Genomic DNA, 11,644 nt, shown 5'->3' with positions numbered 1-11,644 from the left:
ACACCCCTATTTGTAAGTTGTGATCACGCGAGGACCATCACAGGAAAAAATAGAATCGTAGAAAACGCGCCGAAATTACACGGACTTTTAATTTTCACATCTCCTACGTAAATTTTTGATGCAAGTTCGTTAAAAAATAGTCATTCTAGGAATTCCGAAACGAGAGATTACCTAAATTTCTTGCCTCAGGTGGAACGCTCGCTTCGTAAAGACTAAGGATACAATAGATATGTCACGAGATAAGATCTTTCATCGCGGCCTTCGAGTAGCGCTCGTTTGTACGGCCCTTCTTCCAGTTGCAACGATGGCCGAAACAGCCCCACTTGCAAGTATTATGAAAGATCGCCAGCGTCCTGCCAAACCCGGCATGATGCCTAACAAGGCCATGCTCCAGCGTATCCCTGTTGAGCAAGGCTATCCCCAAGCCACACCCCACACCGGAGATGCTCACGATCCCGACGAGGCTTATACCTCTATCTGGACACGCGCCGACGCGCGCCAGATCAAGGCAATGTCGAATCCTAATGTGACGACAGGCGCCAATTCGTTACCTGCCGCCCTAACCATGCCAGCAATTCCGAGTAACTTTCCCGCGACGAACGGCTATGTCTGGGTTTGGGACACATGGCCGCTTACCGATTACAACGGCAATCAGTATACTTATAATGGCTGGGATGTGATCTTTGCCCTGACTGCGCGGCGCGACGCAGGCTATACGTTTGACGATCGACACGTCCATGCCCGCATCGGGTTTTTCTATCGCCCACATAAAACTCCACGAGGTGGACGCCCAGCCAATGGCGGGTGGACCTACGGCGGCAACGTCTTCCCGGACGGTCAGAGCGCCGAGGTTTACAGCAAACAAAACACGCCTTTCACGCAGCAGGCAGAATGGTCCGGCTCGACCCGTATCGAAGGGAAGGGCAAAAACGGTATCAAAATCTTCTACACGGATCTCGCATTTAACCGCACAGACTCAGGCGATAATATAACCGCGCCGGTTGCAACCATTACACTGGCCATCGGTTCGATCCATGCCGACTATACTCATGTGTGGTTTGGAACCTTTAACCCGCATACACCGCTGCTCGTGCCAGACGGAAAATATTATCAAACCGGTCAACAGAACGAGTATTATTCGTTCCGCGATCCGGCCCCCTTCACGGACCCTGCGCATCCGGGCGAAACATACATGGTTTTCGAAGGTAACTCGGCCGGCGTTCGCGGCGAAACACCTTGTAACGCTTCCGATCTGGGCTATGCAGCCAACGACCCTTATGGCGAGACGGTCGATCAGGTGAACGGGTCGGGAGCAATCTTTCAGCGCGCGAATATCGGCCTCGCCGTAGCGACAAACGCTGACCTTACAGCCTGGAAATTCTTGCCTCCGTTGATCTCGGCCAACTGTGTGAACGATCAGACCGAGCGCCCTCAGATGCATATTCAGCATGGCAAATACTATCTGATGACCATTTCGCACCGCACGACCTTCGCTGCAGGCATTGACGGGCCTGACGGCGAATATGCGTTCTATGGAAAGGGAATCCGTAGTGACTGGGTGCCTCTAAACAACAACTCAGGTCTGATGCTTGGCAATCCGACCGACCTGAATGTCGCCGCTGGCACGGATTTCTCGCCTAACCCCGAGCAGAACCCGAACGCTTTCCAATCGTATTCGCACTACTTCATGCCAAACGGCAAAGTAACGTCGTTCATTGACACCGTCGGAACGCGACGTGGCGGCGACGAAGCACCGACCGTGCAGATCTCCTTAAGCGGCCCCAATAGCTCTCTTAACTATGCATTCGGAAGTTATGGTCTTGGCGGGTACGGCGAGATCGTTCCCAACAAGCTTAACATCGACAAGCAAGATTTTATCGCCGACGTCGCCTACGGCGAAGAACACCCGTATCACTACGCTGGTGAACCGGTGATCAAAGGCCTCTCAGTAAAATCCGATACCAGTACTGATGCGGCCCTCAAGAACGATATCGCCGCACGTGCTGATGCCTACCTCAATGGCGACCTAACGAACTAACAAGCGCATTTTTAACTAGGAGGGGCGTCGCGCGCGGCGCCCCTCTTCGTTATCTTCTAGGCACACAAACCTAGAAGTCTGCTAGCAAAGAAGCAGCCAGATTTGCTTCGTTCTCTTTTTGAGTAAATTTCTATTCTGCTTCTCCCGCAAGGATCGGCCGGATAACGATATCCGGCCATGACCTACGGGTATCAGCAAAAACGATTTGTACACGAACCAGAAGTGGCAGTTCCCGCCGATCCCATCGTTCGACCCATTCGCTAGTACCGCCCGTCGTGCCATAATATGAAAACCGTATGCGCTGTACCCCGCGGGCTAGATCTTCCTGGCGAGGTGGTCCAGCCTCTGGCTGACATCCCGTACGAACCGTAGGCACCCAGCGCACCACCAGCACACCACGCTTGTCGACACCGATCCCAACACGAACGGCCGAGTGATATCCGGCCGCCTCAGGCATCCATGCCACGAATGCCACCACATCCGGCCGCCCCTGAAACACGCCCTCGCCTCGCCCAGCTTTTTCGGCTCGTTCAATTTCGGCGCGTAAAATCGTCTCCATCCCGCGCATCTCTCGTGTGTCTGCTGCTAGTCGCTCTCCGGTGCTCCATCCCCGCACGCCAGCTCCAAGCCCGGACCAAAGAACGAGCGACAACATGCCGAACACAGCCAGAACTACGAGCATCTCGATAAGCGTAAAGCCGCTTTCCCCGCGGTGGGGGAAGTGATAGCGAAACGGAGCCACCACTATCGTACATTCCGCACGAGGCGCTCAGTGAGCGTTAAGGTGTGTGTCCCGCCGTAAGAAACGTCGACCCCAACGTCGAACAGTCCAATCTCACGTCCGGTTGTCATTCGACCCTGCTTTTCCAGTTTCATCTCGATGGTAACTTTAAAAACCCTCTCTACAATGAGCGTTTGCCGCGTGGGGCCCAACTCGGGCATTGCCTCCACCAGTGCAAGCTGGGAGCGTGCGATGCTTAACGCCCGATCGGCCCGAGCGACGCGGCGCTCCCCGCTCAGCCCAGTAGTCATCGCTGACAGCATCGCCCCGAGCGCAAGAGCAAGGATCATAAGTGCGACAATAACTTCTAACAGGGTAAACCCCTGCTCGCGGCTTACTTCTTTAGCAGGCCTGCTCAATTACTCGCCCCGTCAGTTCACTCACGTCAAACACGCAGCGTCGTCCATCATACATCACGACAAGAGGCCCTCCGAAAGCGCCTCCTGCCGTTCCGCCCGCAGCTCCGAACCGTATGGCCTGATTTCCTCCTGGCACTCCGGAAGCCCTCCCGCCCACCACGATCTGCACCTTTGGATCGAAACCAGCGCGCCACACGTGGGAAGCGCTGCTCACGACGAACATGTGCGCGCCCTGATCGACCTGCACAATAACATCCCCTCCCCCAGAAATTGCCTGCTCTCGCGCTTCTTCTAGTACTTGCTCGACTTTGTCCCGAACCATTGCAAACGCCAGAGCCCGACTACGCAACGGCCCGCGAGACACAATCAGCGAGGCCAAGAGTCCGGCAATTACAATTACGACTAGCATCTCCAGCAGTGTAAACCCTGCAGTTCCTACGCGCCTCATTGCACCAGATCGTTCAAGCTCAACATCGCCAGCAGCAGCGACGATACGATCCCCGCAACAATGAAGCCCATGACGATCGTGATCCCGGGCACAAGAACCGCCAGCAACCTCTGAATGGCCTGCCGGGTCGCGTCCTCATGCAGGTCTGCTGCCCGCAGTGCAATCGGACCGAGCTGGGCACTTTCCTCACCCACTTGCAGAAACTGTATTGTTTCAAGCGAGAATACTCCTCCTCGCTCCAATGCAATCGCCAGCCTTCCCCCTTCCTTGACGGAGGCTATCGCTCCATCGATCGCCCGAACAGCCGCGGTATTACCGACAACCTCAGATGAAATCTTTAAGGCCGCGAGTAGTGGAACACCGTTACCCAAGAGTGTGCCGAGCGTGCGTGTCATTCGCGCAGCAACCACATTACGAACAACGCTACCTAAAATCGGTACCCGCAGAAGCCAGCGATCCACCGCAAAACGAACTTGCGGCCGCTGCATTGCGCGCCGGACGCCAAGCGCGGCCAAAAGAATGATCAGCCCAGCCGGCAGTCCCCAACGTCCCAGCCCATCACCGATCGCCATCACAAAGCGGGTCATCGTCGGCATTTTCACGCCGTTTTCCGCAAATAGCGAAACGAATTGTGGTAGAACATGCGTTAAAAGCAGCACGATGGATCCGCCGGACGCAACAACGAGTATCGCAGGATACACCATCGCCGACTGGACTGTTGCTGCAAGCTTCTTTTGTCGCTCCAGAAGGTCAGCGAGTTCAAGTAGCGCACTTGGAAGCGAACCTCCTGCTTCCCCTGCTCGCACGAGCCCGACATACATCCGTGAAAAGCACCCTGTCTCTTCCAGCGCATCGGCGAAGCGCGCTCCACCGCGAACCCGGTCGCGTATCCCAATAAGAACCATCCCTGCACGGTCGTTACTCCCGGCTCCCGTAACGAAGCGGAGCGCTCGGTCGAGATCGAGGCCGGCGCCAAGCATCGTTCCAAGCTTTCGGGTGAACCCCGCAATAACATCCCCCCGCAAGCCCCTCCGACGAGACGGTAGCAGCCGACCCCAGCCCGCGGCACTTTTTCGTCCTGGCCTGACCATGAGCGGTGTGAGCCGCTGGCGTCGCAGGATCTCCACCACGCGCGCTTCACTCTCGCCATCCAACATTCCTGTAACAACAGTGCCGTCATCCCCGATCGCGCGATACCGCCAACACGTCACTGCTCTTACTCCTCACCCCCGACAGCCCTACCGACTTCCTCAATCGTGGTTTCTCCCGCCAGCGCTGCCATGAGCCCTGCACGAAACATCGTGATCATACCGTCGGCTACTGCTTGCCGCTCAATCGCCGAGCTGTCAGCCCCTGAGAGGATCAACTGCACAAGTGCAGGAGTAGGGCGCAAGAATTCTGCAATCGCGAGCCTTCCGCGATACCCTGTTTGGCGGCAGTGGGGGCAGCCGGTTGCGCGCCAGAGCCTTGGCTCTTCCCGCTGATCGAACCCGAAACGCGTAATCAGCACTTCCGGCACCGGTTCGGCAACCCGGCAAGACACACACAGCTTGCGAACGAGCCGCTGTGCAAGAACGCCGCGCAACACAGCAGTCAGAAGATAATCTTCAACTCCCATGTCTCGCAGGCGCGTAATCGCCGCAGATGCTGAATTGGTGTGCAGCGTCGAAAGTACAAGATGGCCTGTCAACGCTGCCTGGACCGCGATTTGCGCCGTCTCAATATCACGAATTTCTCCCACCATGATGACATCAGGATCCTGTCGCAGCAGCGAGCGCAGCAATCTGGCAAAACTTAACCCGATGCCAGCTCGCACCTGTATCTGATTGATCCCAGCAAGCTGGTATTCGATGGGATCTTCAATCGTCACCACGTTTCGGTCCGACACGTTCATCCCGGTCAGGCCTGTATAAAGCGTCGTCGTCTTTCCCGATCCCGTGGGCCCCGTTACCAGAACGATACCGTTAGGAAGATCGAGCGCGTTGCGAAACTCTACCACCACGTCATCGGCAAGCCCCAGTCGTTCATACTCGAATCTTACGACGCTTCGATCCAGTACGCGAAGAACTACGATTTCCCCGTGCAAACCCGGCACGATCGACACCCGGAAATCGACATCATGCCCCCGAACTGCCAGTTTGATGCGACCGTCCTGTGGTAATCTCCGCTCCGCAATATCCAATCGAGCCATGATCTTGATACGCGAGATCAGAGCAGACGTGACCCGCACGTTCTGGCTGTCTACCTCTTGCAGGACCCCATCATAGCGAAACCGGACCGCTAACCTGTTTTCCCCAGGCTCGATATGAATGTCTGACGCCCCGGTTTCTACCGCCCGGAACACGATCTGATTAACCAGCCGGATGATAGGAGCCTCACTCGCGAGATCCTTGAGGCGGTCCGCATCGTCTTCCGACTGATCGCCGTCTTCCCCGTTGGCTGCTTCTTCAGCCGTTTCATGAGGGTCCTCATACAAGCGCTCAATCATGGCTTCGATAAGTGATATCCTTGCAACCTCACGCTGTACTCTCATCCCTGTCGCGGCTTCTATCGCCTCCGCAACGAAATCGTCTAAAGGATCCGCCATCAATACACTCAGGACACCTTCGCCTTCGACAAATGGAAGCGCCCGCGCAGCACGTATGAAATGCGCCCCTACCTGCTCAGGCCTCAGCGGCCGCTCGATACCAGCCAGATCAGACGCATCCAGAACAGTGCGTCCCAGTATTGCACTGTAAGTCTCGGCCAGATCGGTCTCTGTCAGTAAGCCAAGCTGTAAAAGAACCGCCGAAATATCCTGCCCCGTCTCGACCGAAACTATCCGCCCACGCTCTAGGACCCGGGCATCGCATACGCCGCGTACAGCAAGAGCTTCCTCAAGCGTCATATTCGATACAATGTCCAACCTTGCATGCCTCTCATTCACGAACCGTCCCTATTCACCTTGCTGATACTATCCGCTTTCGGCATGCTTCCCAGCATGAGCATACTGTCTCCCTTGTACCCCTACCTACTATGGCCAGTCAGTAGCCCGTCAGACGCAAGCAAGACGATGCCTATTCTGACTGTGGCAACATATCTTGCCCCCGCAGCACCAGCCTTCTCATTTCTGATTTCCCTGCTCGTCGCACCTTTAATCGGAAGTTTTCTCGGTGTTCTTATATACCGGATACCACGTTCGTTACCTATCGGCATGGCCCGTTCACGTTGCGATACCTGCAAAACCTCCCTTAAGCCCATCAATCTCTTGCCAATTTTTTCCTACATCTTTCAACGTGGCCGCTGCGCCCGATGTTCGGCGCCAATTGGTAGGTTTCATGTGACTGTCGAACTAGCGGCGGTCCTTGTTCCCTCGAGCCTCGCAGTGGCCGCATTTTTGCAGTCCGTGTATTACCCAGACGTTTTTTTCTGGGCAGACTGCATTCTTGGGTGGGTGCTTCTAGCCCTGGCTTGGATCGATACTCACTCTCTGCGCCTCCCCGATATCTTCACACTTCCACTTATTCTCACTGGCCTAGCCCTCTCGTTGCTCGATGCGGCTACTGTCCTGACCCCTACCCTGACCGACCGTGTCGTCGGTGTCGTCTTAGGATGGGCAGCCTTCACACTGCTCGACCTGGTCTACCGTGCCATCCGTAAGCGCCGAGGTCTCGGCGGAGGGGATGCGAAACTCTTCGCTGCTGGTGGCGCTTGGCTAGGAGCGGAAGCTCTCCCCTCCATCGCACTGATCGCAGCTATAATCGGCCTGACCGCTGCGTTGGCCACAAGCCTTTGCGGCAAGCCCCTTTCGACGAGAACGCGCCTGCCATTCGGCCCCTGTCTCGCTATGGCAATCTGGCTTTGTGTGCTCGGCGGAGCATAGGTCAGCCCTCTTCTCCGGGGCGGAGTTAAAGATAATTTCGTCAAATTTTCGTAAAAAACCTGCTCCATGGTCATGGACAAAATTCCAAGAATAACGTCATGAGCGTTAGATGACCCGCCAAGCTTCTTACATACTGCGCGACGGCCTGAGTGCACTCTCTATCTCTGCACCGGCCTTTGCGCGCGCATTACCAGCGTGGTGGCTAGGCCAACTCCTCGACCTGCTGCCTCAGCGATTCAAACCTCGTAGCCGAGAAACTACACTCACCGTGTCGGCGGAAGGTGCGCTGGCCCCTGAAGCTCTCAATGCTGTGCGGACGGCATCATATGAATCCGGCGCTCGACGCTCTATACCGATTTGTCTAGCGCTGCCTGAAGGCGCAATTCTCACCCGGACCGTTATTTTACCTATCACTGCACTGCGTGACCCTGCCGAAGCCATACGGTTCGATTTCGACCGCCTAACTCCCTTTCAAAGCAGCGATGTTGTTTGGGCGATCCGTGCGGCCACCGCTGCAGCTCCACCTGGCAAAGCCGCATTGACCCTGCTGCTCACACCACGATCCCGCTTTGATGTCGCAATTGAGCAACTCAGGGAGTGCGGCTTAGAGGCGGCCTGCATCACTTCCACAACCCGGAGTGGTACTCCTGAGCGTCTGCCTCTTAACCGCAAGGTTGCGCGTCGTTCACTTGTGGCTCCGGCTACCGCATTAGCCGCCGTTTCGCTAATCCTGTTACCCTTTATCTTCCAACAATACCGTATTTACCGCGTCTCACGAGCGATAGAGGTGCTTTCTGCTCCGCTTCAGCTTGCCGAAACTCTCCGCCATGAAGCGCAGGCTGCCGGGTTTGGCAAAGAGACCGTCGCTCGCGCCGAAAAAACTCTCGGCTTGCCAATCACCTTTATCGCCCGCATCACACAGTCTCTGCCTGACGATACATATCTGACAGCCTTACGGATACATGGACGTCAGATCGAGCTCGAAGGGCAGTCACCTCAGGCCAGTCGCCTCGTACAGACACTCCGTACAACCGGTCAGTTCGAAGACATTACGTTCGTCGGGCCTGTCGTTCGCGCGCAAAACAGCCACAATGATACGTTTGAACTCTCCTTCCAAGCGCCCGAACCAAGATAGATAAGGGCCATGCAACCAAACATCAGCTCCATTCATCTTACTGCGCTTCCGTCTGGCCGCTTCGGCCGCGTTATTGCGCTCGGGCTTTTGCTCGTCGTCATCCTTGGTACCTTAGGGCTTACTCTTATGGGGGCAAAATTTTACGCGTCCCTTCAGTCGCGCCTTGATAACAAAACCGCTTTTCTGGCGCATGCACGGACGCTCGTCGCCTCGATCCCTCACTTGCAAGCCCGTGCGGATGCCGCCAAGTTGGAAACTGATCATACCAGCCCTCTGCTCGGCGCTCCATCCGATGATCTCGCCCTCGCAATTCTTCAGGAACAAGTCCAGTCCTTAGCCGACGATGCTTCAATCGATCTGGCAACACAGGAGCCCGTTTCAGCGTCACGCCAGCGCGCGATGCGAACAATTGCCTTGCGTGTCACATTCATGGCACCATGGGACTATACCGTACATTTCCTGAATGCCGTCAGCGCGACCAAATCACCTCATCTTCTTGTTCAGAACCTTCAGGTCAGCGCTGGAGATATGACCCAAGATGAGCCGATGTCCGGCCCTTCCCGTCGCCTCTCCGTATCGGTTGTCATTGCCGCGCTACGCGATGGCTCCGGCCACTCCTTGCCGCGTCCCGACGTGTCGCATTGAAGCACCTCAACGCCCACCTATTGATTCGAGTCATCCCCGCGTGATCCTTCGCCTTCCCTCTGCCCCTACCCTCATTCGCCAACCGCGCAGCCGCGCATGGGCGTCACTTATCGTGTCGCTCGGTGCCTCAAACCTGCTCGCTGCTTGCACGGAACCAGCTGGACAACGTCAGCCGCGCACTTTGGGCTCGACTACGTTTTCCGGATGGGAAAACCCACGTATCAATGGCCCGATTGTGGCCGCCTCTGCCCGTAATGGGGGATTTGCGTCGCTAGGTCGCTCAGCCAACGGTTCGACCAAATATAACGCAGATGGAAGAAGTAAATCTTCTGGAGATATTACACTAAATTTCGCGAATACCGATATTAGGTCCGCAACAGATCAGATCCTTAGTGCAATCTTGCACGAAAACTACTTGATTGATCCTTCTGTCCACGGCACCGTAACACTCCGCACAGCACGCCCCCTGCGGCGCGAGCAAGTACTCGATGTTTTCCGGAGCGCGCTTGCGGCTTCAGGCGCAAGCCTGATTGAGGAAAACGGCCTATTTCGCGTTACTTCTGCGGGAAACAGCCAGAATGGCAGCGCGCAGGCCGAAGTCACGCTTATTCCACTTCGATACGTCTCGGGCGACAGCCTCGTGCGGGCCCTTACCCCACTGTTGCATAATAACGGCCGGATCGTGGCCTCTCCGGGTGGCAATACCGTAGCGGTCAGTGGGGATCCGGCAACCCGCGCCTCGTTGGCCGAGATGGTGCGCACTTTTGATACCGATATACTCGCAGGTCAGTCTTACGCCATTTTCCCGACCACAAGTGGTTCGGCGCAGGAGCTCGCCCAAGCGCTGCAATCTGCCCTACTGGTCAAGCAGGGCAAAGCACTCTACGACCGCGTACAGATTGTCCCCATGCCTCGGATAGAAGCGGTCATGGTGATCGGCGCAGATCCCCGTTTCGTGAGCGCCGCGCGGCGTGCATTCGATACGATCGAAGCTCAGCGCCGCCGCACGCTGCGTCGTTGGAACATTTACTATCTTCAGAATAACCGCGCGAACGATGTAGCTTATCTCCTCCAGCAGGCCTTCACGCCTGATCACGTCACGGCCCAGCCCTCCGCAAAAATGGACACAAGCTCGAACAACAATCAAAATACCACGGGAACGAACAGTGGGAACGCCACGACGTCCTTCGGTGGAACTGGGCAGACCGGCCAGCAATCAAGCTCGAATTTCGGCCTGAACACCAGCATGGGCACTGGAAATGCATCCGTTAGCCGCACCGGTGGAGCAAGTGATACCGCCAGTAATGCGCAGGGCGCCAATGGCGATAACCCCCTTCTCGGAGGTCTCGGTAATTCGGCCAGCGCCGAAAGCACGTCTTCACGGATCCGCATCATTCCGGATCTCCAAAATAACGCCATCCTTACATACGGCACAGTCGAGGAAAACGACGTGGTCACGGCCATGCTTCGTAAGGTCGACATTATGCCTCTTCAGGTGCGCGTGGATGCGACGGTCGCAGAAGTGGACCTTAACGACAACTTAAAATACGGTACCCAGTTCATCTTCAAATCCGGCGGTATCAACGGCCTGCTAAGTAACGCCTCGGGTTCGATCGGCGCAGCAAGTCTTGCCTCAGCTGCTTTGTCGACAAGCTTTCCAGGCTTTGTTATTGGCGGCGCATCCGGTGCGGGCGCGCCGTTCGTCATCAACGCGCTGCAGGACATTACGAACGTCCGCGTACTCTCTTCTCCTGAGTTGATGGTCGTCGATAACCAACCGGCGTCCCTGATGGTTGGCGATGCAGTCCCTTATCTTTCAGGCACGACCACCGGCGTCCTCACCACAAACTCGACAATTACCAATCAGATTAACTATCAGAACACCGGCGTGATCCTCCAGATTACCCCTCATATCAGCAATGGTGGGCTCGTAACGCTTGATCTGTCACAGACCGTCAGCTCGGTGGCGTCTTACACAACCTCAACGGGCTCAGGCTCCATCAATAGCCCGACCTTCTCCCAACGTCAGGTCTCCTCACGCGTGGTCATCGCAGATGGACAGACTGTCGGCCTTGCGGGCCTGATTTCCGATCGCTCTTCACATGAAAACTCTGGAATACCGTGGCTCAAAAACGTTCCGCTACTCGGCCTGCTCGGTGGCACTCAGACTAATACTAGAACCCGAACCGAGCTCTTGGTCTTGATCACCCCGCACGTGATCCATAATCAGGCCGATGCCCTGTCTCTGACCGAGGATCTGCGTGACATGCTCCCGCGAGCAGCAGCAGCCCCCCGTGAGCTCGATCAGATGCCGATCTCGGGTCATTCCGACCCGCAGCACAGACTGCTGAAAAAGATCGGCCTCCACGACTGACT

At 56.2% G+C, this 11,644-nt stretch carries 10 protein-coding genes and 1 pseudogene; 5 read left to right on the top strand and 6 right to left on the bottom strand.

What is annotated here, in order from left to right:
- The first annotated feature begins 229 nt into the window (after positions 1-229).
- Entirely contained in the window at positions 230-2,038 is a 1,809-nt protein-coding gene (locus KP702_RS12710) for a glycoside hydrolase family 68 protein (RefSeq protein WP_215769108.1), read from the top strand.
- 130 nt (positions 2,039-2,168) lie between these two features.
- On the opposite strand, the gene KP702_RS12705 is transcribed toward KP702_RS12710, so the two are convergent.
- From KP702_RS12705 to KP702_RS12685, 6 genes and pseudogenes are all read right to left on the bottom strand, one after another.
- Positions 2,169-2,780, bottom strand: coding sequence for a prepilin-type N-terminal cleavage/methylation domain-containing protein (locus tag KP702_RS12705; RefSeq protein ID WP_215769107.1), 612 nt, complete (start codon positions 2,778-2,780; stop codon positions 2,169-2,171).
- Positions 2,781-2,782: 2 nt separating this feature from the next.
- Positions 2,783-3,070: a hypothetical protein gene (locus KP702_RS12700; protein ID WP_252348718.1), complete on the bottom strand. Its 288-nt coding sequence runs from the start codon at positions 3,068-3,070 to the stop codon at positions 2,783-2,785.
- 15 nt (positions 3,071-3,085) lie between these two features.
- Positions 3,086-3,178 (bottom strand): annotated as a pseudogene (locus KP702_RS16575) (type II secretion system protein); the annotation flags it as partial.
- Positions 3,162-3,626: a Tfp pilus assembly protein FimT/FimU gene (locus tag KP702_RS12695; RefSeq protein ID WP_215769105.1), complete on the bottom strand. Its 465-nt coding sequence runs from the start codon at positions 3,624-3,626 to the stop codon at positions 3,162-3,164. The pseudogene KP702_RS16575 and the gene KP702_RS12695, both read right to left, overlap by 17 nt.
- Entirely contained in the window at positions 3,623-4,837 is a 1,215-nt protein-coding gene (locus tag KP702_RS12690; protein ID WP_373687851.1) for a type II secretion system F family protein, read from the bottom strand. The genes KP702_RS12695 and KP702_RS12690 overlap by 4 nt, the downstream gene beginning before the upstream one ends.
- Positions 4,838-4,842: 5 nt before the next feature.
- Positions 4,843-6,513, bottom strand: a complete 1,671-nt coding sequence (locus KP702_RS12685) for a GspE/PulE family protein (RefSeq protein WP_215769104.1) — start codon at positions 6,511-6,513, stop codon at positions 4,843-4,845.
- A gap of 24 nt (positions 6,514-6,537) precedes the next feature.
- Here KP702_RS12685 and KP702_RS12680 point away from each other — a divergent pair, with 24 nt between their 5' ends.
- The 4 genes from KP702_RS12680 to gspD all read left to right on the top strand — a co-directional run bounded on the left by KP702_RS12680 (position 6,538) and on the right by gspD (position 11,642).
- Positions 6,538-7,488, top strand: a complete 951-nt coding sequence (locus KP702_RS12680; protein ID WP_306795945.1) for an A24 family peptidase — start codon at positions 6,538-6,540, stop codon at positions 7,486-7,488.
- Between the two features lie 109 nt (positions 7,489-7,597).
- Entirely contained in the window at positions 7,598-8,623 is a 1,026-nt protein-coding gene (locus tag KP702_RS12675) for a PilN domain-containing protein (protein WP_211514812.1), read from the top strand.
- Between the two features lie 9 nt (positions 8,624-8,632).
- Positions 8,633-9,268, top strand: coding sequence for a type II secretion system protein GspM (gspM, locus tag KP702_RS12670; protein WP_211514811.1), 636 nt, complete (start codon positions 8,633-8,635; stop codon positions 9,266-9,268).
- A complete protein-coding gene (gspD, locus tag KP702_RS12665; RefSeq protein WP_215769102.1) occupies positions 9,162-11,642 on the top strand; it encodes a type II secretion system secretin GspD in 2,481 nt (826 codons plus the stop codon). The genes gspM and gspD overlap by 107 nt, the downstream gene beginning before the upstream one ends.
- Positions 11,643-11,644 lie beyond the last annotated feature (2 nt).

The organism is Gluconobacter sp. P5B12 (assembly GCF_018812035.1).
GTDB lineage: Bacteria > Pseudomonadota > Alphaproteobacteria > Acetobacterales > Acetobacteraceae > Gluconobacter.
Note: the sequence above shows the minus strand (reverse complement) of the source record. Positions and strands in the feature narration are given on the sequence as shown.

Bases quoted from the DNA above. Each gene is read 5' to 3' on its own strand.
- gspM (WP_211514811.1), top strand. From the start codon at position 8,633: ATGCAACCAAACATCAGCTCCATTCATCTTACTGCGCTTCCGTCTGGC.
- KP702_RS12700 (WP_252348718.1), bottom strand. From the start codon at position 3,070: ATGACTACTGGGCTGAGCGGGGAGCGCCGCGTCGCTCGGGCCGATCGG.
- gspD (WP_215769102.1), top strand. From the start codon at position 9,162: ATGAGCCGATGTCCGGCCCTTCCCGTCGCCTCTCCGTATCGGTTGTCA.
- KP702_RS12710 (WP_215769108.1), top strand. From the start codon at position 230: ATGTCACGAGATAAGATCTTTCATCGCGGCCTTCGAGTAGCGCTCGTT.
- KP702_RS12685 (WP_215769104.1), bottom strand. From the start codon at position 6,513: ATGACGCTTGAGGAAGCTCTTGCTGTACGCGGCGTATGCGATGCCCGG.
- KP702_RS12675 (WP_211514812.1), top strand. From the start codon at position 7,598: ATGACCCGCCAAGCTTCTTACATACTGCGCGACGGCCTGAGTGCACTC.
- KP702_RS12680 (WP_306795945.1), top strand. From the start codon at position 6,538: ATGCCTCTCATTCACGAACCGTCCCTATTCACCTTGCTGATACTATCC.
- KP702_RS12695 (WP_215769105.1), bottom strand. From the start codon at position 3,626: ATGAGGCGCGTAGGAACTGCAGGGTTTACACTGCTGGAGATGCTAGTC.